Annotated in this window: 24 protein-coding genes and 3 tRNA genes (1 of these 27 cut by a window edge); 24 read left to right on the top strand and 3 right to left on the bottom strand. The window is 63.3% G+C overall.

Annotated features, from left to right (window positions below; all coding sequences use genetic code 11):
- From QZ307_RS04140 to QZ307_RS04100, 9 genes are all read left to right on the top strand, one after another.
- A protein-coding gene (locus QZ307_RS04140; protein ID WP_295996276.1) for a class I SAM-dependent RNA methyltransferase crosses the window boundary here: on the top strand, positions 1 to 765 show its 3' portion. It extends 621 nt beyond the left edge of the window; the window shows 765 of its 1,386 coding nt (coding positions 622-1,386); its start codon lies beyond the left edge, outside the window; the stop codon is at positions 763 to 765.
- A 94-nt stretch (positions 766 to 859) separates the two neighbouring features.
- A complete protein-coding gene (locus QZ307_RS04135) occupies positions 860 to 1,390 on the top strand; it encodes a peptidylprolyl isomerase (RefSeq protein WP_295996273.1) in 531 nt (176 codons plus the stop codon).
- 76 nt (positions 1,391 to 1,466) lie between these two features.
- Positions 1,467 to 2,849 carry a tetratricopeptide repeat protein gene (locus QZ307_RS04130; RefSeq protein WP_295996270.1) on the top strand — a complete coding sequence of 461 codons (1,383 nt, stop codon included), beginning with the start codon at positions 1,467 to 1,469 and terminating at the stop codon, positions 2,847 to 2,849.
- 75 nt (positions 2,850 to 2,924) lie between these two features.
- Positions 2,925 to 3,329: a nucleoside-diphosphate kinase gene (gene ndk, locus QZ307_RS04125; protein WP_275207563.1), complete on the top strand. Its 405-nt coding sequence runs from the start codon at positions 2,925 to 2,927 to the stop codon at positions 3,327 to 3,329.
- 185 nt (positions 3,330 to 3,514) lie between these two features.
- A complete protein-coding gene (locus tag QZ307_RS04120; RefSeq protein ID WP_295996266.1) occupies positions 3,515 to 4,537 on the top strand; it encodes a hypothetical protein in 1,023 nt (340 codons plus the stop codon).
- 158 nt (positions 4,538 to 4,695) lie between these two features.
- Positions 4,696 to 5,721 (top strand): 4Fe-4S dicluster domain-containing protein, encoded by a 1,026-nt coding sequence (locus tag QZ307_RS04115; protein WP_295996262.1) that lies wholly within the window; start codon positions 4,696 to 4,698, stop codon positions 5,719 to 5,721.
- Between the two features lie 2 nt (positions 5,722 to 5,723).
- Entirely contained in the window at positions 5,724 to 6,629 is a 906-nt protein-coding gene (locus QZ307_RS04110; RefSeq protein ID WP_295996260.1) for an FAD/NAD(P)-binding protein, read from the top strand.
- 1 nt (position 6,630) lies between these two features.
- Entirely contained in the window at positions 6,631 to 7,416 is a 786-nt protein-coding gene (locus QZ307_RS04105; RefSeq protein WP_295996257.1) for an NADH:ubiquinone oxidoreductase, read from the top strand.
- Positions 7,417 to 7,419: 3 nt separating this feature from the next.
- Positions 7,420 to 8,709, top strand: a complete 1,290-nt coding sequence (locus tag QZ307_RS04100) for a Ni/Fe hydrogenase subunit alpha (RefSeq protein WP_295996254.1) — start codon at positions 7,420 to 7,422, stop codon at positions 8,707 to 8,709.
- Here the strand turns inward: QZ307_RS04100 and QZ307_RS04095 are convergent.
- Positions 8,706 to 8,918, bottom strand: coding sequence for a hypothetical protein (locus QZ307_RS04095; RefSeq protein ID WP_295996250.1), 213 nt, complete (start codon positions 8,916 to 8,918; stop codon positions 8,706 to 8,708). The genes QZ307_RS04100 and QZ307_RS04095 overlap by 4 nt on opposite strands.
- A gap of 183 nt (positions 8,919 to 9,101) precedes the next feature.
- Here QZ307_RS04095 and QZ307_RS04090 point away from each other — a divergent pair, with 183 nt between their 5' ends.
- From QZ307_RS04090 to QZ307_RS04030, 13 genes are all read left to right on the top strand, one after another.
- Positions 9,102 to 10,157, top strand: coding sequence for a rod shape-determining protein (locus tag QZ307_RS04090; RefSeq protein WP_275207569.1), 1,056 nt, complete (start codon positions 9,102 to 9,104; stop codon positions 10,155 to 10,157).
- A 13-nt stretch (positions 10,158 to 10,170) separates the two neighbouring features.
- The gene (gene mreC, locus QZ307_RS04085) at positions 10,171 to 11,208 is read left to right on the top strand and encodes a rod shape-determining protein MreC (protein ID WP_295996243.1); all 1,038 of its coding nucleotides are present in this window, start codon (positions 10,171 to 10,173) and stop codon (positions 11,206 to 11,208) included.
- Complete coding sequence (gene mreD, locus QZ307_RS04080) at positions 11,208 to 11,732, top strand: rod shape-determining protein MreD (protein WP_295996240.1); 525 nt, start codon at positions 11,208 to 11,210, stop codon at positions 11,730 to 11,732. The genes mreC and mreD overlap by 1 nt, the downstream gene beginning before the upstream one ends.
- A 17-nt stretch (positions 11,733 to 11,749) precedes the next feature.
- Positions 11,750 to 13,918 carry a penicillin-binding protein 2 gene (mrdA, locus tag QZ307_RS04075; protein ID WP_295996238.1) on the top strand — a complete coding sequence of 723 codons (2,169 nt, stop codon included), beginning with the start codon at positions 11,750 to 11,752 and terminating at the stop codon, positions 13,916 to 13,918.
- Between the two features lie 9 nt (positions 13,919 to 13,927).
- Entirely contained in the window at positions 13,928 to 15,160 is a 1,233-nt protein-coding gene (rodA, locus tag QZ307_RS04070; protein WP_295996235.1) for a rod shape-determining protein RodA, read from the top strand.
- A complete protein-coding gene (locus QZ307_RS04065; protein ID WP_295996232.1) occupies positions 15,157 to 16,332 on the top strand; it encodes a hypothetical protein in 1,176 nt (391 codons plus the stop codon). Before rodA ends, QZ307_RS04065 begins: the two co-directional genes overlap by 4 nt.
- Positions 16,322 to 18,337 carry a TIGR03960 family B12-binding radical SAM protein gene (locus QZ307_RS04060; RefSeq protein ID WP_295996230.1) on the top strand — a complete coding sequence of 672 codons (2,016 nt, stop codon included), beginning with the start codon at positions 16,322 to 16,324 and terminating at the stop codon, positions 18,335 to 18,337. Before QZ307_RS04065 ends, QZ307_RS04060 begins: the two co-directional genes overlap by 11 nt.
- Before the next feature lies 1 nt (position 18,338).
- On the top strand, positions 18,339 to 18,983 hold the full coding sequence (locus QZ307_RS04055; RefSeq protein ID WP_295996227.1) for a TIGR03936 family radical SAM-associated protein: 645 nt from the start codon (positions 18,339 to 18,341) through the stop codon (positions 18,981 to 18,983).
- A gap of 112 nt (positions 18,984 to 19,095) precedes the next feature.
- Positions 19,096 to 19,455 (top strand): histidine triad nucleotide-binding protein, encoded by a 360-nt coding sequence (locus QZ307_RS04050; RefSeq protein WP_275207583.1) that lies wholly within the window; start codon positions 19,096 to 19,098, stop codon positions 19,453 to 19,455.
- 104 nt (positions 19,456 to 19,559) lie between these two features.
- Positions 19,560 to 19,636: transfer RNA gene (locus tag QZ307_RS04045), tRNA-Asp, on the top strand.
- A 22-nt stretch (positions 19,637 to 19,658) separates the two neighbouring features.
- Positions 19,659 to 19,735, top strand: a tRNA-Asp gene (locus QZ307_RS04040).
- A 132-nt stretch (positions 19,736 to 19,867) separates the two neighbouring features.
- Positions 19,868 to 20,737 (top strand): hypothetical protein, encoded by an 870-nt coding sequence (locus QZ307_RS04035; RefSeq protein WP_295996221.1) that lies wholly within the window; start codon positions 19,868 to 19,870, stop codon positions 20,735 to 20,737.
- Positions 20,738 to 20,764: 27 nt separating this feature from the next.
- Positions 20,765 to 20,827 (top strand) — tRNA-Asp (locus QZ307_RS04030).
- A 318-nt stretch (positions 20,828 to 21,145) separates the two neighbouring features.
- Here QZ307_RS04030 and QZ307_RS11065 read toward each other — a convergent pair.
- Positions 21,146 to 21,442, bottom strand: coding sequence for a hypothetical protein (locus QZ307_RS11065; RefSeq protein WP_366143063.1), 297 nt, complete (start codon positions 21,440 to 21,442; stop codon positions 21,146 to 21,148).
- A 271-nt stretch (positions 21,443 to 21,713) separates the two neighbouring features.
- Between QZ307_RS11065 and QZ307_RS04020 the strand changes: the two genes are divergently transcribed.
- Positions 21,714 to 22,649, top strand: a complete 936-nt coding sequence (locus tag QZ307_RS04020) for a cysteine synthase family protein (protein ID WP_295996216.1) — start codon at positions 21,714 to 21,716, stop codon at positions 22,647 to 22,649.
- 134 nt (positions 22,650 to 22,783) lie between these two features.
- On the opposite strand, the gene QZ307_RS04015 is transcribed toward QZ307_RS04020, so the two are convergent.
- A complete protein-coding gene (locus tag QZ307_RS04015; RefSeq protein ID WP_295996214.1) occupies positions 22,784 to 24,061 on the bottom strand; it encodes an isochorismatase family protein in 1,278 nt (425 codons plus the stop codon).
- 224 nt (positions 24,062 to 24,285) lie between these two features.
- On the opposite strand from QZ307_RS04015, the gene QZ307_RS11060 reads away from it, so the two are divergent.
- Positions 24,286 to 24,501 (top strand): SPFH domain-containing protein (locus QZ307_RS11060; protein WP_366778767.1); only part of this gene is annotated, 216 nt, incomplete at its 3' end.

Genomic DNA, 24,501 nt, shown 5'->3' with positions numbered 1-24,501 from the left:
GCCGTATATCTCGACTTCAAATATGCCATCGACCGTCTGGGCGCCGACGTGGAGATTGCCCTGTGGACGACGCCCGGCGCCTTTCCCCGGGCCGCGGCGGCGAAAACCTTGGGCAGCGCGCTCAAGAACACCTCGCTTGTGCGCGTGGTGGCCGAGCCGGGGCGAGCCCGCAAGGTGAAGAAGGTAGAGGCCCTAGCCGGCAAGGGATGCTGGGAAGAGGAGCTGGCCGAGGAGCGCTTCCTTATCAGCGCCCCCTCGTTCTTCCAAGTGAACACTGCTCAGGCCGAGAAGCTCATCGATCTTGTGCTGGAGGGGCTGCAGGTGGAAGAGGGCGACTACGTGGCCGATTTGTACTCCGGGGCCGGCACGTTCTCGCTGCCCCTGGCCGCTGCCGGTGCCGAGGTGGTGGCCGTGGAGTCGGCTGGCTCCTCGGTGCGCGATTTGCGTCGCAACGCCGAGCGCGCCGGCGTGGACATCGAGGTGGTGGGGGGCGACGCCGCCCGCGAGCTGCCCGAGCTGGGCGAGCTGGACGCGCTGGTGGTGGACCCTCCCCGGGCCGGCCTGGCCCCGGGGGTGGTGGACTCCATCGCCGCCGCAGCGCCGCGTCGGGTGGCCTACGTCAGCTGCGACCCCCAAACCTGGGCCCGCGACGTGGCCCTGTTCGAGGCAGCGGGCTACCGCCTGGTGCGGGCGACCCCCGTCGACCTGTTTCCGCAGACCTACCATGTGGAAGTGGTTAGCATTTTCGAGCGAACTACTTCCTAACCTGTTAGAATCATTCCCCGTATGCAATGAAACCGATCGGCTCGGCGGCGCCTTCGCGGCAACGACCGATCCCCAAGGGAAAAGGAGGAGCCCCATGGCTCTGTACACGCCCGAGTATCAGCCCACCGGCGACGAGATCGCCGTCATCAATACCTCGAAGGGTACCATCCGCGTGCAGCTGGCGGGCAACGACGCCCCCATTCACGTGGGCAATTTCGTCGAGCTGGCCCAGAAGGGCTTCTACGACGGCCTGAAGTTCCACCGCTATGTGCCCGGCTTCGTCATCCAGGGCGGCTGCCCCAACACCCGCGAGGCCACGCCCGAGCAGGTGGCCGCGGGCCGCGCTCCCGGCATGGCGCCCTTCGGCACCGGCAACCCCGGCTACTCCATTAAAGAGGAGTACACCACCAACCCCAACAACAAGCACGAGGACGGCGCCCTGGCCATGGCTCGCTCCATGGATCCCAACTCCGCCGGCTCCCAGTTCTACCTGTGCCTGGGCCCCCAGCACAACCTCGACTCCGGCTACACGGTGTTCGGCCAGACCATCGAGGGCAAGGACGTCATCGGCCAGCTGCGCGCCGGCGATGTCATCGAGTCCATCACCATCGAGAACGCTGCCTAGCATTTATCCGTTCCGGGGCGCCCTTGCGCCCCAGGCCCCCGGGCTGCCTGCAAGACAAGTCTAGTGAAGGAATTCTATGAACAACGAGTTATTCGATCGAGCAAATGAGCGCTACCGCCTGCGCGACTACCGCGGCGCGCTGATGGCTTTCACGGAATGCTTGCAGGACACTCAGTATCCTTTGGCGCCCGGCGAGATGGGCCTTCTCTACCACCAAATCGGCAACTGCCTGGTGAAGCTGAAGAACCCCACCGAGGCCATCCAGGCCTACAGCCAGGCCACGGCCGATACGGCCTACGGCGCCCTGGGCACGGTCGAGTGCAACCTCGGCATGGCCTACGCGTCGCTGCGCGACTACGAGAACGCCATTCGCTACTTCGAGCAGTCGGTGCAGGACCAGGCCAACCCCACGCCCTACAAGTCCTACATGGGCATGGGCAACGCCCTCATGAAGCTGGGCAAGTCGGCCGAGGCCGGCGTGGCCTTCCGCGAGGCCGCCTTGGACGAGTCGAATCCCGACCCTACGAAAGCCCTGCTCAACTTGGGCGTGTGCTTCATGGCGCTCAACCGTCCGGCCGACGCCGTGGCCTCCTACGAAAGCGCCATGCAATTCGACATGTTGTCCTCCACGCGCAACAAGCTGCAGGCCAGCCTGGGTCAGGCCTACGTGGCCTGCGGCCAGATGGAGAAGGCGGTCCATGCCTTCGAAGAGGCCATCGCCGACAAAACCTACTTCCTGTCCGATTCCGCCAGCGTCGACTACCAGCGCGCCGTGGGTGCCGTGGCCCAGGGCACGTCCGAGTCCAGCCAGGCCACCCAGGTGCTCCAGCTGGCCGACATGTCCGGGCTCGATGTGGCAGCCGACGGCACCAGCGTCTACGACGAGGCCGTGGCCTACGAGGGCGAGGCGGCCGAGCCGTTCTACTACGACGAGCCCTACGAGGCCGATCCGACCAATTTCCCCGGCTATGTGGGCGCCTACGAGAACGTCGACAACGACCGTTTCTTCACCGCCACCGATGCCGAGCTCGAGCAGTGGTCGCGCGGCCTGGCGAAGCAAGACCGCAAGCGCCGCAACGTGGGCCTGAAGGTCCTGCTGTTCTTCGTCATCGTCATTGTGCTGGCCGCTGCGGCCGGCGTGTTCGCCTACACCCAGGGCTTCGGCTATCCCACGCAAGATGAGGTCACCAAGCAGCTGTTCGCCGATCCGTCCGCCGCGAAGGAAACGGTGTTCTCCAGCGACCTCGACGAGGGCAAGATCAATGCCATGCTCGACCCGGTGGTGGCCGACGGCAACGTTACCATCGACGGCGTGAACAAATCCATGAGCGACTCCACCGTGTACGCCACGGCGGCCACCGAGGGCGGCGGCAGCGTGCAGTACAAAATCTCGATGGTGCGCGACGGCATCGGTTGGAAGGTCTCCAACATCGAGCTGTATTTCCCCAGCCAAAGCTAGTTCAGGCATTTCCGGCCTGGGGCGGGTGCTCCGGGCCGTTTGCAGTGCAGTACCCCTATCTCTGAAAGGATCCCAATGGCAATCCAGCAGACTTACTCCATGATCAAGCCCGACGGTGTGCGCAACGGCCACATCGGCGAGATCATCAACCGTTTCGAGCGCGCCGGCCTCACCGTCGAGCGCATGGAGCTGGGCATGGTCACCCCCGAGCAGGCCAAGGCCAACTACGCCGAGCACGAGGGCAAGCCCTTCTACGACGGCCTCATCGCCTACATCACCTCCGGCCCCGTGGTGAAGATGGTCATCTCCGGCGAGGGTGCCGTGGCCAAGTGCCGCTCCCTCATGGGTGCCACCAACCCGGCCGAGGCGGCTCCGGGCACTATCCGCGGCGATTTCGGCCTCATCATGGACGAGAACGTCATCCATGGCTCCGACTCGCCCGAGTCCGCCGAGCGCGAGATCGGCATCTTCTTCGCCTAAGAGCGAAAAGCTTTAGCTGTCATGGCTTGAGAGAGCGCCTTCGGGTGCTCTCTTTTTGCGTTGGGGTGTCTTTTCGTCAGTTCGTCGATTGTCCGGCTCCTCGCAGCTGGCGATGGCTGCGAATTGGTGCTATTCTTGCTTCTCGTTCTTCCAAATGCCGCTGTAATGAACTAGGGGAGAGCCTCATGAGAAAACCGCTTCAGGCCGGATTGGCTGTCGTCCTGTCGATGTCGCTGGCCGCCGTCACGCCGCTGCAGGCGCTTGGCGCCACGTCAGTTTCCGCGAAGGCGCTGCAAACGTCTCTCAACGCCAAAGTGGGCAATCCCGATTTGGGCAAGCAGTACAAGAGCTGGTGCCTGGCTTTTGTGGCCGATCAGTTCGCCGAGATGGGCGCTGTGCGCGACAGCACCTGTTGCGCGGCCCAGTACGGGCGCTTGCACAAGGCCGGCGGCTCCATTGTCACCATCAATTCGGTTCCCATCGGCGCCGACGTGTTCTTTACCAGCAACTCTACGGTGTGCAGTACCTGCACGGCGCGCGAAAAGAAGACCATGTACGCGGGGCACGTGGGCATCTACGTGGGCGGCGGCTACGTCATCCACGCCATGAACAACCGCATTGCCAAAGATAAAGTTGTCACGCTCCATAACTTCAACTCCATGGACTATGCGGGTTGGGCGAATCATGGGAATGTCACGGTTACCCAAGATGCCGCCGCTACCACCCACGGCTCAGCCCCCGAGTACCCCTCGGTAGGAGTCGTTCCCGACTACCTGCCGCCGGGATACACCGCCCCCTCTGGCACGGAAACGGACGATGCGACGGGCAGCGCCCCTGACGCCGAGGAGCCGGCGGCTCCCATCGCCCCCGCCACCCCCGCAGCTTCCACTACGGCAACCGCGACCTCCGCTTCCAAAAAGCCCGCCACGCCGAAGCTGAAAACGCTCAAGGCCGCCAAGAAACGCGTTATCAAGGTAACCTGGAAAAAGGTGAAGGGAGTTTCGGGCTACCAGATCAAATACGCGTCCAACAAGAAGTTCAAGCACTCGCTTACCAAGTCGGTCACAGCCTCGAAAACCTCGCTTAAGCTGAAAGCGCGCTATGCGAAGCAGCGCTACTACGTGAAGATTCGCGCCTACAAGATGGTCAAGGGCAAAAAATACTACTCGAAGTGGTCGTCGATCAAGTCGGTGAAGACGAAGCGCTAGGCAGCCGCCCTGCGCTCTTCGGCGCTTTCTTCTGCCCATCTGGTTTTTTAGCCGAATATCGAAGTGGGTTGCGGCAGCGGCCCTTCAGCCTTTACCATGGAAGCTACCTTACCAAGAAGGCGCCTTCGGGCCCCAAGAAGAGAAGGAACCCATCGCGTATGCTGTATCGCGTTATCGACCGTGACGAGCTGCCTTCGCTGGTCGCGGCGTTCATGGAGCGCTACGAGGTCATCGCTCCGGTGCAGAGGGGAAGCAAGTACGTGTTCGCGGCCGTCGACTCCTTCGACGACATTGTGCTGGACTATCCCACCACCATCGCCTCGCCGAAGAAGTACCTGATGCCGCCCAAGGAAACCCTCTTCGAGTTCAACGCCGAAGAGAACGCCGTGACCGACTACACTTGCGAGGTGCCGGCGCGCGTGCTATTCGGCGTTCATGCCTGCGACATCAACGGCATGCTTAACCTGAATAGCGTCTTCACCGATCCGCGGTATCCCGATCCGTACTTCCAGGCGCGCAACGACGCCACGCTTATTGTGGGCATCGGCTGCACGCCCTCGGAGTTCTGCTTCTGTAACCTGATGGACAGCGAAGAGGCGCGTCCCAGCTACGACTTGTTCCTGACGGACATCGGCGATAAGTATCTGGTGTCCATCGGCTCGGTAGTGGCGGCTAATATTCTGGAGGGCGCCTGCACCGTGCGCGAGGCCACCGACGCCGACCGTATTGCCTTCCGCGCCGTTACCCGCGCCCGTCAGGAGGCCTTCAACCAGGACATTCCCGACGTGCAGGAAATCCCCATGCTCATGGACGCCTTCCACGAGGACCCGTTCTGGGAAGAGCTGGGCGGCCGCTGCCTGTCCTGCAATGCCTGTGCCAACGTGTGCCCCACCTGCTACTGCTTCGATATTCGCGACACGCTTGATCCGGGCGGCGCCACGGGGCGGCGCGAGCGCGTGTGGGATGCCTGCACCTCGCCGCAGTTCGCCATGGTGGCCGGCGGCCACAACTTCCGCCCTACGCCCGTGGAGCGCGTGCGCCATCGCATGTACCACAAGCTCAACGGTTTCCTGGCCACCCATGATCGCAGCCTCTGCGTGGGCTGCGGCCGTTGCGCCTTGGCCTGCAAAGTGGACATCAGCCCCATCGAGGTGCTGAAGTTCTTCGAGAGAAAGGGGGCCTAGGGATGCACGCACCCGCAACCAAGGTGGCCATCCATCCGTTTTCCGATCCGGGCCCCGAGCGGACCGGCGCCCAGCTTATGCACGCGAATCCCTATCGTCCGTGGCCCGCGCGCATCACGTCCATCACCGAGCTGACGGCCACCGAAAAACTCTTCGAGTTCCGCTTCATCGACGACCGCATTCGCGCGGCCTTCCATCAGCAGCCGGGGCAGTTCGTGGAACTGTCCATCTTCGGCGTAGGCGAGGCCCCCATTTCCATTTCCAGCTCGCCCACGAAAGAGGGCTTCATCGAGCTGTGCGTGCGCCGCACGGGGCGCTTTACCGAGCGCCTGCACCAAATGCAGTGCGGCGACATCGTGGGCATCCGCGGACCCTTCGGCCGCGGCTTTCCCATTAATGACATGCGCGGCCACGACGTGCTGCTGGTAGCGGGCGGCTTAGGCATCGCGCCGCTGCGCTCGCTGATCAACAACATCCACGATGAGCGCTCGGAGTTCGGCAAGGTCACTATCATCTACGGCTCCAAGAACCCCTCCGAGGTCATGTTCCGTCACCAGTTCGAGATGTGGAAGCACCGCAAGGACTTCGACCTGTATCTTACCGTCGACGTGCCCGACGACACCTGGGATGGGGAAGTGGGCCTGGTCACCAAGCCCTTCGAGCATTTGGAAATCGACGCGGACAACACCTTCGGCGCCTTGTGCGGGCCGCCGGTCATGTACCGCTTCGTGGTGCAGGAGATGCGCAAGAAGAACATCTCCTACGATCGCATCTACATGAGCTTCGAGCGCCACATGAAGTGCGGCGTGGGGAAGTGCGGCCACTGCCAGATCGGGCACCAGTACTGCTGCATTGACGGACCGGTCTTCAACTACTGGGAGGCCAAGAACATCCAGGAGTCGATGTAACATGAACGATATTCGCGAAACGCCCGAGAACGCGCGGCCGCCCCGCGTCGTGTTCATCGGCCTGGCTAGCTGCTTTGGCTGCCAGATCAACATTACCAACATCGAGGCGCACCTGCTGGAGGTGCTCGGTCAGATCGATCTGGGCTACTGGCAGCTCACCTCTTCGAAGCCCATGCCCGAGGAATTCGACGTGGCTGTCATCGAGGGCGCCGTTACCACGGCCGAAGCCGAAGCCACCGTGCGCGAGGCCCGTGAAAAGGCGAAGACGGTAATTACCATCGGTGCCTGCGCCAACACGGCGGGCATCCCCGGCATGGCGTCAGTGGACTTTCCGGCCCAGCTGGCAGTGGTCTACGGCGACGCGGCCCCCGATGCCTGCGGCACGCTGCAGGCGCCCGTGCCGGTGAAGGACGTCATCGCGGTGGATTTCGAGGTGCCCTGTTGTCCCATCGACCCCTACGAGTTCGTCCGCGTGCTGGACAGCGCCCTGTACGGCAGCAACTACCTGCCGGCCACCTCGGCGCTCTGCGGCGAGTGCTCCCGAAACGAGCGCGGTTGCCTGTACGCCCAGGGGCAGATGTGTCTGGGCCTGGTCACCCGGTCGGGCTGCGGCGCAAAGTGCCCGGCGCTCGGCCGCGCCTGCAACGGCTGCGCGGGGCTGTCTCCCGACGCCAACGTGGCCTCGGCCCGTTATTTCGCGGGTAAGAAGGGCATCGACCCTGAGCGCTTCGACGAAGCCCTCGGCATGTTCAATACCGTATCCCTTACGGCTGAAGGGAAGGAATAGCCCATGGCCACTGCATCCATCACTGTCGACCACGTGGCCCGCGTCGAGGGCCATGGCGACATTCGCCTGACTATCGAGGACGGCCAGGTTACCACCTGCGAGATGTCCGTGGTCGAGCCGGCGCGCCTGTTCGAGTCCATGGTGCGCGGACGCTCCTTCGAGGAAGTGCCCTACATTGCCTCGCGCGTGTGCGGCATCTGCTCGTCGAGCCATGTGGTCACCGACATCCGTGCCATCGAGAGTATTTTCGGGGTCGAGGTAACCGACCGCACCGAGGCTCTGCGCGAGCTGCTCGTCTACGGGTCCTTCCTGCAGAACCACGCCACGCACCTGTTCGTGTTCGCCGCTCCCGATTTCCTGGGGCACCACTCGGTGTTCCCCTTGGCCGAGACGAATCCGGAGCTGCTGGAGCGCGCCTTGGGGCTGAAGGCCCTGGGCAACGAGCTGTGCACCTTGGTGGGCGGCCGCTCTATCCATCCCATCACGGCCGTGGTGGGCGGCTTCACCCATGAGATCGACGCCGCCGAGTACCGCCGCCTGGCCGAGTCCATGGACGAGGCCCGCGCGTTCGCCCTGCAGGCGGTGGATCTGTTCCGCGATTTCGACACCATCGACGTGCAGACTGAGGGCGATCTATTGGCCATGGTGCAGCCGGGGAGCTATCCGGTATGCACCTCGGATACGGCGCGGTTCGTGCGGGCCAACTACGAGTTCGATTGCCAGAACGTGGAGGAGGAGATCGAGGAGTACCCGCAAGCCTCCTCGGCCGCTTTCCTGGCCCGCGCCCGCCGCACGGGCAAGCCCTATCTGACGGCGGCTCTGGCGCGTGTCAACGCATCCTGGAACAACCTGTGCCAAGAGGCTCGCTATGCCGCCGCCAAGGCGGGGCTGCGCCCGCCCGAGTACAACCCCTTCGCCAACAACATTGCCCAGGCGGTGGAGTTGGTGGACGTGCTCGACCGTTGCGCGGCACTCTGCCGTCGTCTGGCCGCCGATGAGTTCGCCGGCACGAGCGAGCCCGTGGCCTTCACCGTGCGCGGTGGCAAGGGCGTGGGCTTCACCGAGGCGCCCCGCGGTGCGCTCTTCCACCTGCTCGAGCTGAATGACGAGGGCCGGGTTCAGCGAGCCAGCATCATGACGCCCACGGCCCAGAACATCGCCAACCTTGAGGCCGACATGCGCCAGCTGGCCGAGAAGATGATCGCCGGCGGCTACGACGCCGACCTCATCCGCCTGGAGGTAGAGAAGCTCGTCCGCGCCTACGACCCCTGCCTCTCCTGCAGCGTGCACTAGGGAAATAGCGGCTGCCCGAACCCGGCAAGGGCAACGGCAACAAGCAAGACGAGGGCAAGGGGAACGGCAACGGCAACGGACAAGGTGAGGGCAAGGCAACGGGTATCTTCCAACTTTCCCTTGTTTGGTACCGCGATGCATGGCAAAACAGTGCCCATTGGTACCATGCAATAACGTTTTCCCAGGTGAATTTTGCGGATGTTGGCCATGTTCGATACCGAAGTGGTCGATTTTGGAATCTTGCCTCGGAAGGGAGTGCGGCTCCTTGCGGTAATTTGGCCCCGCTCTCTGCCTTTCGACCATTTGGGCTATGGAGTTTCAGCGGCTTTTCAGGGCCTGTGCTAAAATCTAAGGCTGACTGTAATCAAAACGTACCCGAAGGGTTTGCCTGTATGTCATTCCTTGATGTGTTTTCGAGTCTGACGGGCCAAATGTCTGCCGATATGGCCATCGACCTGGGAACTGCCAATACCCTTGTTGCCATTACCGGCGAGGGCATCGTTATCAACGAGCCTTCCGTCGTTGCCATTGAGAAATCCACTCATCGCGTGCTGGCCGTTGGTCATGAGGCCAAGAACATGATCAACCACACGCCCGACGCGTTTTCGGCCGAGCATCCTTTGAAAGACGGCGTCATCGCCGACTACGATGTGACCGAGGCCATGCTGTCGGCCTTCATCAACAAGGCTTCCGAGCGCAAGTACCCCTGGCAGCCGAAGCCCCGCATCGTCATCTGCATTCCCTGCGGTGCCACGTCGGTGGAGAAGCGCGCGGTGTTCGAGGCCGCTATCCAGGCCGGCGCGCGCCAGGCCTACCTCATCGAGGAGCCCATGGCTGCGGCCATGGGTGCCGATCTGCCCGTTACCGAGCCCACGGGCTCCATGGTGGTGGACATCGGCGGCGGCACCACCGAGGTGGCTGTCATCTCCCTGGGCGGCATCGTTACTTCCAGCTCGCTGCGTTTGGCGGGCAATCGCCTGGACGAGGCCATCGCCATGCACCTGCGCGACCTGCTGGGCATCAAGATCGGCGAACGCACGGCCGAGGTCATCAAGATCAAGATCGGCTCCATCCTGCCCTTCGAGGACGGCCGCGAGCGCGATATGATCATCTCGGGTCAGGACGTCTACACCGAGCAGCCCAAAGAGGTCACCATCCAGTCGGAAGACGTGCGCGCGGCCCTGCAGGCCCCCATCGAGGAAATGGTGCTCCACATCAAGGACACCTTCAAGACCACCAACCCCGACCTGGCCTCTGACATTATTCAGAACGGCATTCTGCTCACGGGCGGCGGTGGTTTGCTCTCGGGTCTCGATCGCTACCTTACCGACAAGCTGGAAATTCCCGTGTGGGTGTCGGAGACGGCGCTTACCAACGTGGTGTCCGGCTGCCTGAAGGTGCTGGAAACGCCCACGGCCCTGAAGCAGACCCTCATGCGCTCCAAGTAGGCTTTTCGCTTTCATGGCTCTTAACTTCCAGAACAATGCGCCGGCCCCCTCGGGCCGGCTGCCCCTTATTATCACCCTCATGCTGTCGCTCGTATGCGTTGGCATTTACGGCAGCGAAGGCGCCGACGGCCCGCTTCATCGCGTGCAATCCGCGGTTCAGGGGCTTGTGGCTCCTTTGCAGTTGGCCGGTGCCCCCCTGGGCAGCGCCGTCGAGGGGGCCGAGCAGGCGGCTGAAAACCAGAACGCCGACGAGGAGACCCTCGAAACGCTGCGGGCGCAGAACGCCGAGCTCACTCAGGCGCTCACTCAGGCCGAAGAATATCGCCTCGAGGCCCAGCGCCTGCAGGCTCTGCTCAACTTGAAGGACACCTACGACATCGACGGCGTGGCGGCGCGGGTTATCGGCCGCTCCACCGATGCGTGGAACCAGACCATTACCCTGGATGTGGGCTCGTCTGATGGCGTGGAAACGGGGCTGACCGTGATGGGCCCCTACGGCGTTATCGGCCAGGTCATTTCCGTGTCCGGCGGCAACTGCCGGGTGCGTCTGCTCACCGATCCCCAATCGGGGGCGGCGGCCCTGGTGCAGCAAAGCCGTGCCGAGGGCATTGTGCGCGGCTCGCTGGACGGCCTGCTCTACCTGGAGAATATCGGCGCCGACGTGAACATTCAGGTGGGCGATGTGGTGCTCACCAGCGGTCTGGGCGGCAGCTACACCCGCGGTCTGCTCATCGGCACCGTGGCGCGCGTCGAAGGCAGCGCCGGCAACGATTCCCGCCGCATTGTGGTGGCGCCCAACGATTCGGTGACCCTGCTTCAAGAGGCCCTCGTGGTGTTCAGCGCGGCGTCTGATGCCGCCGAACGCACGCTGCCGGCGTCTTCCGAAGGCGAAGGGACCGAAGGCGACGGCGGCCAGGATGCTGCCGGCGACGCGGACAGCCAGGACGACGGCGCCTCGCAAGAGGGCGACGCAGACGGCTCGGACTCCGACGGCTCCCAGGCGGCCGACGCGGAAGGCTCTGACGATAACGGCGAGGGAGGGGAGGCCTGATGCTGTTCACCCGGGAAACGATTGCCGGTATCATCGGCGGCATCATCGCGGTGCTGCTGCAAATTATCGTGGCGCCGGCCCTTACCTTGTTTGCGGCGATTCCCAATTTTATCGTTGCGTTTTGTGTGGTGCGGGCCGTTGTGTGCCCCCAGCAGGCGGGCGTGGTGTTACCGTTCGTGCTCGGGCTTCTCTTCGATCTTATCGGAGGAGGGCCCGTGGGAGGCATGGCGCTTGTGCTCGTGCTGGTAACATTTGCCGCTTCCCGTGCCTTTATGGCCTTGAACAACGATACGCTGTTCATGCCCGTGGCGATTATGCTGTGCTCGATTGTCGTGGTCGAGCTTGTGTACGGCATCATCGTGGTGGCCAGCGGCGCCGGGGTGCCCCTCGGCGAGGCGCTGCTCTACCGCGCGCTGCCCTGTATGCTCTATGACGGCATCATCGCCCTGTTGCTCTATCCGATTGCTATTCGCGTGATGGTCGGAAAGCCCTTGGGACAGCCGGGGACGCCGATCCTGCGCTAGGGAAGGGGGTTGCCCCGGTGCTGGTTGCCATTGTCACAGCCCTCATTGCGGCGCTGCTCGCGGTGGTGGCCATTGCTGCCGTGTTCGTGGTGCGCGCGCGCCGCTCGACCCCCCAGGTGGGGGCGAAGAAGGGTGTCAGCCAAGTCGACACTGTGGGCGTCGGCTCCTCGTCCTTTGCCCGCCAAAGCGCCGCCAAGGCGGCCCGCGACGGCGAAGTGACGGTGTCCTCCTCGGAAACCTCGGCCAATGCGAAGCCCTCCGACGGCATGACCCGCCGCTTTTTCGGCCTGGGCGTGCTGTCTGCCGGCATCCTTGGGGTGCTCTCGGCGAAGCTGTGGTCCATGCAGATTCTTGACAATTCCGAATACGCCCATGCGGCCGAGAAGAACCTCTACACCACGGTGAGCACGCCGGCGCCGCGCGGCTGCATCTACGACAGCAAGGGCGTGCCGCTGGTGACGAACCGCTCCACCCAGGCGGTGCTCGCCGATCCCGAGGTGGCCGACAATCGCGATGTCATCCGCCGCTTGGCCACCGTGCTCGGCTTGCCGGCCAATGTGGTGTCCCAGCGCATCGCCGACTCCTCCGCCGGCGCCCAGAGCCTGCGCGTGGTGGCCGATGATGTGCGCCTGCGCGACGTGGCTTTCATCGCCGAGCATGCCGATGCCTTCCCGGGCATCACCGTGGAGGAGCGCAGCGAACGCGAGTACCCCTATGGGGCCCTCGCCGCCCACGTGCTGGGCTATACCGGCTCTCCCTCCCAAACCCAGCTGGAGGAGAAGCGCGAGGGCCGTGATCTTTTGGCGATTGACACGGTGGGCCGAGCTGGCATTGAGTCCACCTATGACGACGTGCTTTCGGGCGACCACGGCGAACGCGTGGTCATGGTGGATGCCGGTGGCGCGGTCGTGTCGGTGATGAGCGAGACGCAGCCTTCCAAGGGCTCCGACGTTTACCTGACCCTTGACGCTAAGGCTCAGTATGTCGCCGATAAGGCTCTGGCCGAGCTCATTGCCCCTAACGGCGTCATCGGTACGGGCAGGGGCACCAAGGGCGCCGTGGTGGCCCTCGACGTGCGCGACGGGGCGGTACTCGTCATGTCCAGCTTCCCCACCTTCGACCCCACGAATTTCACGGGCTCCTTTTCTCAGGATCTCTTGGACAAATACAACGCCCCCAAGGCCTACGCCCCTCTCAACAACAACTGCATCAGCGGCCAGTTCATGGCCGCCTCCACCTTCAAGGCCTTCACTTCGCTGGCCGGCCTCGAGTACGGCTATGCCACCGAGGGCAGCACCTGGAACTGCACGGGCGAATGGGACGGCTTCGGCTCCGGCGACGTGCAGAAGTGCTGGAACCACGAGGGCCATGGCACCCTCGATTTGCACGGCGGCATTGTGAACTCCTGCGATACCGTGTTTTACGAGATCGGCAAGGCGTTTTTCGATCACGGCCCGCAGGGCAGCGGCGAGGTGTCCGAGACGGCCATGCAAGATTACGTCTCGCAGTTCGGCTTCGGCAGCCAAACCGGCATCGATTTGGGCGGCGAGGCCTCGGGCGTCGTGCCCACGCCGGCATGGAAGCTCGAGCGCTGGCGCAACGTGCCCTCTGAGGCCAATTGGCGCGGCGGCGACTATACCAACCTCGTCATCGGCCAGGGCGATCTGCAGGTCACCCCCATGCAGGTGGCCTGCGCCTATGCGGCTATTGCCACCGGTCAGGTAATGAAGCCGCACCTGCTGAAGGAAGTGCGCAACGGCGAGGGCGATACGGTTGTCACCTACCAGCCCGAGGTGTCCCGCACGCCCGAGGTGAGCGACTCGCACCTCAACTACGTGCGTGACGCCCTGCATGACATGATCAAAGAGTCCAACAGCGTGGCGCCCCTCTTCGCCGATCTGAACATCGACGCGGCGGGCAAGTCGGGCACGGGCGAGCGCCAGGACCGCAATGACACGGCCTGGTTCGTGGCCTATGCGCCCTATGATGACCCGAAGTACGTGGTGGCCTGCGTCGTCGAGGACGGCGGCGGCGGTTCCGACACGGCGGCTCCCGTCGTGGCCGAGGTCATGGGCGCCCTGTTCGATTCCGAAAACGAGAAGTCCGACGTGCAGATCGAGCGGCTGCCCGGCTCCACGGGCGAATCCGTGGAGATCAGCGTCGACTCCGGCTCGCGCACGGACTAGGGGAGCGCCATGGCAGAACTTCCCCAGATTCACTCGGTGCACCACCATGCCTCCCATGCGGCCCACGGTGCTCCGTCGCGCTCCGAGCGCCCTTCACTGTTCGCGTGGCTCAACGCACCCCTGCTCATTGTGGTGGGGCTGCTGGTCAGCTACGGCCTTTTGGTGTGCTGGTCGGCCGTGCAGGGCCTTGAGAAGTACAGCTTCAACCGCCAGCTTTTGTGCGTGCTCATCGGCCTGGTGCTCATGGTCATCGTATGGCGCTTCGACTACCGGCGCCTGGCGAACCTCACCACGGCGCTGCTGGTGCTCAACGTCATCCTCATCCTATCTCCTCACATACCGGGCTTGGGCACCGATGCCGGCATGGGGGCGAAGTCGTGGATCAAGCTGGGCATGCAGGTGCAGCCCGGCGAGTTCGCGAAGGTCACCGTCATCTTGTATGCGGCCAGCTTGGTGGCCCGCTACGGGGGCACGCTCGACGACGTGCGCGAGTACTGCAAGGTGGTCGGGCTTCTGCTGGTGCCCTTCCTCTGCGTGATGACCCAGCCCGACTTGGGCACGGGCCTGGTGTACCTGGCCATATCGGCGGCCGTGCTCGTTATGGGCGGCGCGAAGGCCCGGTATTTGCTCATCACCTTGGCGGTGGGCATTGCCGCCATTGCCGCGGTGTTCGCCGTGGACGAGCTTTTGAAGTACGAAACTTCCCCCGGGCAGTACGAGTATCGTCTCCTGAAGAACTACCAGCGCAGTCGTCTCTTCGTGTTCTTGAATCCCGATGCCGACTTGTCCGGCGACGGCTACAACCTGGCCCAGGCGAAGATTGCCATCGGCTCGGGCGGCCTGTTCGGCAAGGGGCTTTTGAACGCCACCCAGTCCACCCACGGTTTTCTTCCCGAGGCGCCCACCGACTTCGTGTTCTGCGTGCTGGCCGAGGAGTTCGGCTTCGTGGGCGTGCTGGCCCTCATTGCGCTCTACGGCGCGCTCATTGCCGTCTGCCTGTCCGTGGCGCGCGGCGCCGACAACCTCTACGGCATGCTCATCGTCATGGGCGTCATCGGCATGTGGCTTTTCCAAATTTTGGAGAACATCGGCATGGACTGCGGCCTCATGCCCATTACCGGCATTCCGCTACCCTTTGTCAGCTACGGCTCCTCGTTTATGATCGTGAACTTTGTGCTGGTCGGACTCATCGGCTCCGTGGGGAGCCACAACAGCGTTTCAGGAAGGAAGGCCACCCCATGAACATCCCCCTCGACATCCCCGCCCTGCTGAAGGCGGCCACTGATATCGATAGCGCCCGCAATACGCCTCTGGCCGTGTCCGTCTACATCGACGACACGGCGCCCGGCGATGTGGTGGGCCACGTGCGCAGCGCCTTCGCCAGCGCCGGCGCCCATACCCGCGTTACCTTGGGCTATCTGGGCGACGGGCTGGTGGAGCCCTATGGCGGCGACGACATGGCCGTCATCGTGGCCGGCTCATCCACGGCCATCGGCGAGCAGGCGGCCCATATTCGCAACGCGGGCATTCCCGTCATGGTGGCTACTACCATGCCGCATCACGTGGCGGCCGCAGCCGAGGCAGCCGGCTTCGCCATTCCCGACGGCGACATTGTGGCGCCGGACATGACCGCTCCGTCGCCTTTGGGTGACGCCCTGGCGTCCTTCGAGCGTCGCGTGACGGCCGGCAGCACCGAGGATGGCGAGCCGCAGAGCGCCCAGGTTATCGAGGCGGTGGAGCACGCGCTGCCGGTGGAGACGCAGCCGGCCTCCGCCGAGCCTCTGCCGTTGGATGACCAGGCCGCCGCCACGCTCGACCGCCGCATGGGCGAGTGGATCATCGCCGCCTGCAAGGACAAGAAGCTCGCCTTTGCCCTGGCCTTCCCCTTTGTGCGCCGCCCGCTTTCCCTGGACGCGGTGCGGGCCACGTCGTTGCAGAACGCCGGCATCGGCGTGGTGGTGTTCATTCCCGGGGCCGACATGCCCATCATGACGCTCAACCAGGCGAAGATGCTCCTGCAAATTGCCGCGGCCTACGGGCAGCCCCTGTCGGCCGAGCGCATCAAGGAGCTGATCGCCGTGGTGGGCGGCGCCTTCCTGTTCCGCAACATCGCCCGTTCCGTGGCCGGCGTGGTGCCGGTGCTCGGCTGGGCGGTCAAGGGCGCCGTGGGCTTTGCGGGCACCGAGGCCATGGGCCGTGCGGCCATCGAGTACTTTGAGGCCGGCGGCGACATCGTCGGTGTGGCCAACGTGGTGCAGAAGGCCCGCGATGAAGCCGTGGAGGCCACTTCTAAGGCTGCGGCGACGCCTATGGGGCAGAAGGTAGTGGCCGGCGCCAAGGATGCCGGGCTCTCCGCCTTCCGCGCCTTGCGCGGCAAGGGCAAGAACGGCGGGAAGGAGTCTCGTGGCGCTTAGCAATCTGTGGCCGGTGGTAGAGCCGCTGCTGTCTCGCATCGAGCGGCCTGCCCGCTATCTCAATCACGAGTGGGGCTGTGCTCCCGGCCCTGCCGAGGACGACTTCTCCTTCTGCATGATCTATCCCGATACCTACGAGTTGGGCCAGGCCAACCAGGCCGTCCGCATTTTGGTGAACGCCGTGAACGCTACCGAGGGCATGGGGGCCGAGCGCGCCTTCCTGCCGGCGGTGGACATGGCCGACCTTATGCGTCAGGAGCAGGTGCCGCTGTTCTCGCTGGAAAGCTGCGCACCCGTGCGCGAGTTCGACGCCGTGGGCGTCACGCTGCCCCACGAGCTGGCCGCTACCAACGTCCTGGAAACCCTGGACTTGGCCGGCATCCCGCTGCGCACCGAGGACCGCGCCGAGGACGATCCGCTGGTGCTGGGCGGCGGTCCCTGCGCCTACAACCCCGAGCCCTATGCGCCGTTCTTCGACGCCATCATGGTGGGCGAGGGCGAGGAGCAGCTGCCGGAAGTGCTGGGTGTTATTCGCGCGCTGCGGGCCGAAGGCGCCCCGCGTGCGGCTATTCTGCGGGCCCTTGCCCAGGTGGGCGGCGTCTATGTGCCGTCGCTGTACCGTTGGCGCTCCGAGGAGGAGGCCCAGGCGGCGGGCAGTTGGGTGGAGCCCTTGTTCGAGGACGTGCCTCCGGCGGTTCACAAGCGCGTGTTCGAGGGCTTCGCCGACAGCGACGCCTTCGAGCCCATGATCGTGCCCTATACCGAGGTGGTGCACGATAGGCTGAACGTGGAGATCCTGCGCGGCTGTGCCCGCGGCTGCCGCTTTTGCCAGGCGGGCATGATGTACCGCCCCGTGCGCGAGCGCTCGGCCGACAACATCGTGTCCGCGGTCACGCGCGGTCTGGCCGAAACGGGCTATGACGAGGTGAGCCTGACGTCGCTTTCGTCGACGGACCATTCCCAGATTGCCGAGATTCTCACGCGGGTGAACGGCGCCTGCGCCGGCCAGGGCATTCGCATCTCGGTGCCCTCGCAGCGCCTCGATTCCTTCGGCGTGGAAATGGCCGAGCTGGTGGCCGGCCAGAAGAAGGGCGGTCTGACCTTCGCTCCCGAAGCGGGAACCCAGCGCTTGCGCGACGTTATCAACAAGAACGTCACCGAGGACGACCTGTTCTCCGCCATCGACGCCGCCTTCGCAGCCGGATGGCGCCGCTGCAAGCTGTACTTCATGGTGGGCCTGCCCACAGAAACCGATGACGACATCAAGGGCATCGCGAGCCTGGCCCAGCGCGCCTACGACCGCGCCAAGGCCGCCGTGCCGCCCGAGCAGCGCGGTTCCATTCGCATGAGCGTGTCCTGCGCCGTGTTCGTGCCCAAGGCCCAGACGCCCTTCCAGTGGGACGGCCAGATTTCCCCCGAGGAAACCCTGCGCCGTGTGGGGCTGCTCAAGCGCTCGGTGAAGTACAAGGCCGTGGACGTGCACTATCACGACCCGAAGACGTCGTTCGTGGAGGCGGTCATGAGCCGCGGCGGCCGCGAGGTGGCCGACTGGGTTGAAGAAGCCTGGAAGCGCGGGGCGCGCTTCGATGCCTGGACCGAACTGTTCAACGAGGAGGCATGGAACGGCGCCGCCGAGGCCCTGGGCATCGATTCGGCTGCCATTGCCCAGGCGGAGTATCCCACCGATTACGTGCTGCCCTGGACCCATATTACGGCCGCCGTCTCGCCGCGCTTCCTGGCGCGAGAGCGTCGCCGTGCCGCCGAGGGCGTGACCACGCCGGACTGCACCTTCGATCAGTGCTCGGCCTGCGGAGCCTGCCCCACGCTGGGAGCCGATATCGAGCTGCAGGAAGAGCGTCCACTGAAGGAGGGGGAGACGCGGGCAGCGAATCCCTACCGCGTGATCGAGAAGGGCGCCGAGGGCGGGGACGTTGCCGAGGCCACCGCGCCGGCGGGGGCTGTCGCGGACGGTTCAACCGCGACCGATTCCCAGGAGGTGCGCTAGCATGGCCGATCCCCGTTTGTTCCGCCTGCGGGTGACGTTTCGCGAGACGGGCCGTTTGGCCCTGCTGTCGCACCTGGAAGTGGCCCGCGCTCTGGAGCGCGCCGTGCGCCGCGCCAACCTGCCCTACGCTGTCAGTCAGGGCTTCTCGCCCCATATGCGCATCGCCTTCGGTGCCGCGCTGCCCGTGGGGGTAGGGGGTACGGCCGAGTTCTTCGACCTGTTCCTGACCGATTACGTGGCGGCCCCTAAGGCCCTGGCGGCTCTGCAGGCCGCCAGTCCGGCTGACTTGTATCCCACGGACGCCCGCTACATCGAGGCACGGGATGCCGCTGCTTCGGTGGCGTGTCCCATCAGTACCTACGAGGTGCAGCTCTCCGAGGCGCCCGCTGCCTTGGTGGTGCCGAAGACCATTACCGTGGTGCGCAAGAAGAAGGAAAAGACCCTGGTGGTAGACGAGTTCCTGGTAGGGCCCGTGATTCACGAGGGGGACACCCTGCGCTTCACGCTGGAAGCGAAGCCCACGGGCAGCCTGCGTGCCGATGCCTTCGTGCGGGAGCTCATCGCCGCTACCGTGGCGGCGGGCCATGCCGCTGAGGGGCTCCATCCCATAAGTTTCATGCGCGTGGATCAGCGCGCCGCCAAATAAAAAGGGGCGCCGGCACGCCAAGACGGCCCTCGGCGCACTTTGCCGTGAAATCTGCGTAGGGGCGTCGGCAAACCGCTATTATAGAACACGTAAGTCAACGAAAGGAACTTTCATGAGCGATTGCCTGTTCTGCAAGATCGTTGCCGGCGACATTCCGTCCGCTAAGGTGTACGAGGATGATATCTGCTACGCCTTCGACGACATTGAGCCCGAGGCGCCGGTGCATACCCTTATCGTGCCGAAGCAGCATTTCGATAATCTGGCCGACAACGTGCCGGCCGAGGTCATCGGCCACATTATGTCCGTGGTGCCCGAGGTGGCGCGCCTGAAGGGCGTGGCCGAGTCCGGCTACCGCACCGTGGTGAACACCGGCCCCGATTCGGCGGCCACGGTGGATCACCTGCACGTGCATTTGCTGGGCGGCACCAAGATGGGCCGCTTCACCTTCGAGGGTTCTGCGCGTCAGGCGTAAGGAGCGGGGCGCGGAAGATTCTCTGGCCGACGGTTCGGAAATTTCTCGAAAAAACGGCTTGCCACCGCGCGGGTTCTCTGTATAATAGACGAGCTGCTGAAAACGGGGTGTTAGCTCAGTTGGTTAGAGCGCCGGCCTGTCACGTCGGAGGTCGCGAGTTCGAGTCTCGTACATCCCGCCATTTTTAGCACGCAACACCATTCGGGGTGTTAGCTCAGTTGGTTAGAGCGCCGGCCTGTCACGTCGGAGGTCGCGAGTTCGAGTCTCGTACATCCCGCCATTTGAATTGAAAGCCGCAGCTGTTGCTGCGGCTTTTTTATTTTCACCGAAGGCGCAGGTGGAAGGCGTATTCGCGCAATATCGCTTTGGTGGTAAAATCGGAGTGGTATGAGAATTTGAGAAGGGAAGTGTTATGGGAGAAGCCGCCCGATTTAACTCAGCAAAAATGATTGGCTTTGCAGTTGGAGTTATCGTTGCGCTGGCGATGGCGTTTACGCTCGTTGCGGTTCATCCTGCCACCGCGCTCGCAAAAACCAAATACGTTAAAGTTTCGGTGCTGGTCAAAAGCGAGTCAAAAAGCATGAGAGGCGACGATCTGAGAGCAAAATCGGAGACTTCTTATGATTACAACAAGAACAAGCTGATCTCTCAATGCGGCACATCTAGCTATGGCGCTGGATGGGCTGGAATCTCTGTCAGAGGCTTCAAATATTCCAAGGGCAAGCTGAGTAAGGTGTTGGATATGGCCGGCCCGAAAGATTGGTTTGGATCAAGTGTTTTTACTCGCGACAAAAAGGGCCGCGTAACTAAGAGCGTTTCAGAAATCACGTACAAGACCACCAATAAATACAAGTACGATAAAAAGAACCGGATCTCTAAGGTTTCGTTTACCTACAAATTCAGCACTGGCAAGGTCGTTAAGGGCTCTTCGACAGCTAAGTACAACAAGAAGGGCCTTATCTCGCAGATAGTGACAAAGGGCGGTTATGACGGTATGCGGGGCACGGTGAACTATACCTACGATTCTCGCGGCATGATTAAGAGTGTTGCCAAAAAAGGTGTTTCCAAAACTACGTACAAGAACACGTACAAAAGTGGCAAGCTGGTAAAAAGCGTCGCCACGACGAAGTACAACTCTGGCGAAGAGTCGGTTGTGGAAACCACCACGTACAAGTACAAGACCGTCAAAGTGCCTCAGAAGTATGCCGCCCAGGTAAAAGCGCAGCAAAAGGCGCTCTTCAATGTGACGTTCCCAACAGCGGAAAAAGAGCTGCTTCTTTAGAGACCTTGAGCTGCTGGCATCGCTGGTTGCTCAGCTGGTTAGAGCGCCGGCCTGTCACGTCGGAGGTCACGAGTTCGGGTCTCGTACGTCCCGTCATTTGAATGCAAAGGACGAGAGTTCCGTTTCTGGCCTTTTTGCTGCAGAATTCTTTAGTCACGAGTTTGGCGGGGAACAACTGTCGAGCGGCGACCATGCAGTAAATCTTTAAGGCAGTCGATGGGGCATTCCCTGTAGGTTTAAAACACGAAAAGCGCCCGACTTGAGTGAAATGCTCACCGCTCGGACGCTTGCAGTATGAAGCAAAGCAGGAGAGGTACAATCGCCACCATGCTTCGGCATAAGTAAAGCGCCGGACTAAGATGAAGTACACACCGGTCGGGCGCTTTGCTGTTGCCCATGATAGCACGGCTACTTGATTTTGATAACCTCTCCGGCGCGATTTACATACAGGAGCCTCCTTATGGAATGGAGGCGCGCGGCCCACTTCTCGACTTCCGACTGTATCTGTTGGTTAGAAAGGCGCTTCATACGACGGGAATCGAAGATGACGTCCCTGGATTGGTGCACGGCCTCACGAAGGCGCCTCTGGACGGCGCGCAGGTTGTCGGCTTGAGGCGATTTCACCTCCCAGAGGACGCCCCCGGCGACGAAGTCAGCCGATTTGGCTCTGTTTCCCTTGATGCGCGGCCGGAATTCGACATCCATACCAAAGTCAGCTATGGCGCGTGCGGTGGCCATCTCGTGCAACTGAATGTTGAGATTGGACGGCGCGACTATGTTTCCCTGGTGCTTAGGCATGGCGGACATTATACCCGTGTGCGGCTGTTTGCATGGCAGATTTCTATGCCGGTGCTTCAGCTTTTCTATTTCCGATAACCTCGAACTTTGAGCGTCCTTGAGGCAGTGCTCGAAGGGCGCCGTGCGGCCGTGTTAGAATCTCAGCGAGAAATTACGACCCCGAAGGTTAGGGGAGGCTATGATCTGCGATAACGTTCTGGAAGTCGTGGGCTCGACGCCGCTTGTGCGCCTGAATCACTTGACGGGTCCCAACGACGCTCAGGTGCTGGTGAAGTTCGAGGGTGTGAACGTGGGCGGCTCGGTGAAGACGCGCACGGCGCTGAAAATGATCGAAGAGGCCGAGGCTCGCGGCGAGGTCACGCCCGATTCCATCATCGTGGAGCCCACCAGTGGCAATCAGGGAGTAGGTTTGGCCTTGGTCTGCGCTGTGAAGGGGCTGAAGGCCCGCATCATCATGCCCGATTCCTGCTCGGAAGAGCGCCGCAAGATCATGGAGCACTACGGTGCGGAGGTGATCCTCGTGCACGACGAGGGCGATATCGGTGCCTGTATCGAGGAGTGCATTGCCCTGGCGCAGAAGCTGGCCGCCGAGGACCCGCGGGTTTTTGTGCCCCAGCAGTTCGTGAACCGTGACAACCTGGCGGCCCATGTGGCCGGTACTGCCGCCGAGATCCTGGCCGATGCGGCCGAAGCTGGCCTCGTCATCGACGGCTTCTGCTCCGGTTTCGGGACAGGCGGCACGATTACGGGCATTGGCTCCGAATTGCGTCGCGTCAATCCTGCCGTGCAGATTTGGGCCGCCGAGCCTGAGCATGCGGCGCTTCTGTCCGGAGGCGCCATCGGCACCCATGTGCAAATGGGCATCGGCGACGGCATTCTGCCCGCCATCATGAACACGGAGCTCATTGACGAGATCGTCATCGTGTCCGACGAAGAGGCTCTGGATGTCTCGCGCCGCCTGGCCCGCGAGGAGGGTCTGTTCTGCGGTATTTCCTCGGGTACGAACGTGGCCTGCGCCCTGAAGCTGGCGCGCAAGCTGGGACCGGGCAAAACCGTGGTCACTCTGGCCCCCGACACCGGCGAGCGTTACTTCTCCACTTCGCTCTTTGTCTGAGGCTGCGAGACGGTGCCCCAGGGGGCGGTCTTATTCTCAGCACCTTCTTGCGCGAATGCACCGAAAGTCATTCGGAAGATGAGGTAGCCTGCGAGATGGTCCTCTAAGGCATCGTCTTGCTCCATGCGCTTCCCTTACAGCGCCAACGACTCCAAGATCAGCTGGGCGCGGGTGCCGATGGGGGTGCGGTTGCTCTCCAGGAAGGGGCGAATCTCGCTGCGCTTCAGCACGAAGGGGCGAATGAGCTCCGCGTCCTCGGGCCGCGCTTCGCCGGCTGGCTCCACAAAGGCGTACACCACTTGCACGCTTTCCTCCGACATGCCCGTGGACGAGAACCCAGTTTGGGGCAGTACGCGCACGGCCTCTTCGCCCAAATCCTCGCGCAGGCGGTAGCCCGTCTCTTCGGCCAGCTCGCGAGCCACGGCTTCAGTCAGCGATTCGCCTTCGTCGATGAGTCCGGCGGGGAAGGAGATGCACCACGAGTTCAGCGGATAGCGGAACTCGCGAATGAGCAGGATGGAGCCGTCGGGCAGAATGGGCACCATGCCCACAGCGTCGGTGCGCGGCGCCTCTCCGGCGCCCAGATGGGCAAGCTGGGCAGCAAAGGCCTCGGGTCCCTTGCGCGAGGCAGCCTCGTAGGTGTAGGGTTTGCCGTCGACGGTGGTGTAGTGCAGCAGGTACTTGTTGATCCATCCCGTGGAAATGGTCTCAATGGAGTCGAGGTGAGGCATTGGCTCGCAGGGGGCGCATTCTGCGTCGCCCTCTTCGCCGGCCACCTTGCGTTCAAGCGCCACGGCACAGGCGACTTCGCCCTCGGTGTCCCGTACGTACTCAAGACCACCTGAAGCCAGCTCGTCGGCGTGGATAAGCGACACCCCGATAAACTCCATGTCGGCCAGGTTGGCCTCTTGCACCTCGGGCGTGCGAGAAGAGGTGGCATCGCGCACCACGGCCACGTTGAAGCCCAGGGACAGCCCGTCGTAGGCGGTGGAGCGCACGCAGTTGGGGGTGGTGGTGCCGGCCAGCACCACGGTGGTGATGCCCTTCTGACGCAGAAGCGCCGCCAACTCGGTGCCGAAGAAGGCCGAGAAGCTGGGCTTGAAGATGACGGGCTCGCCGGGAAGGGGAGCCAGCTCCTTAGGGCAGGCAAGGCTTTCGGGCCACGCCGTGGATAGGGGGCGTCCGCCCTCGGCCCAGGCCTCCCAGCGTACCGCCTCCACGTCGCTGCCGTCTTCGGCGTACTGACGGCGCACGTGCATGACCGTCATGCCGTGGGCCCGGGCGCCCTCCAGGGCGCGGGCGCAGGCGGGTACCGTGGCGGCGGCGCCGGCAATGCACAGGGGAGAGGCGGTATCGATAAAGCCTTCCTGCATGTCAATGAGAATAAGGGCGGCGCACTGGGGATCGATCATGGGGGCTCCTCGCTGTCAGGGCTGATGGTGCGGGTGTTTCCGCTTCATTTTACTGCGACTTGGCCGAAGTCGCGCAAATTGAGCAGGGTCGTTGCCTCAATGCTATACTGCTGGAAAAGCCTCTGTGCATTGGCGTACGCTCAAGTCGGAGCAACAGGGATGCGGTCTGCCGTCGGTCTGCTGTTCCACTCCTGCGGCCCGGGCGCAATCGGAAAGGAGCCCCTATGATCTTGCTGGCCATTGTCTTTGTCCTTCTCGTCCTTTTGCTGCCTCAGGCGCTGTTCATCGTGCCGCAGCAGAACGTGTACATTATCGAGCGCTTGGGCAAGTTCAACCGCTCGGTGGGCGCCGGCCTCAACGTGAAGATTCCCTTCTTCGAGACCATTGCTGCCAAGGTGGACATGCGCACGCGCCAGGAGCAGTTCGGCATCGACGCGAAG

This window comes from uncultured Adlercreutzia sp. (genome assembly GCA_910585575.1).
Classification (GTDB): domain Bacteria; phylum Actinomycetota; class Coriobacteriia; order Coriobacteriales; family Eggerthellaceae; genus Adlercreutzia.
Note: the sequence above shows the minus strand (reverse complement) of the source record. Positions and strands in the feature narration are given on the sequence as shown.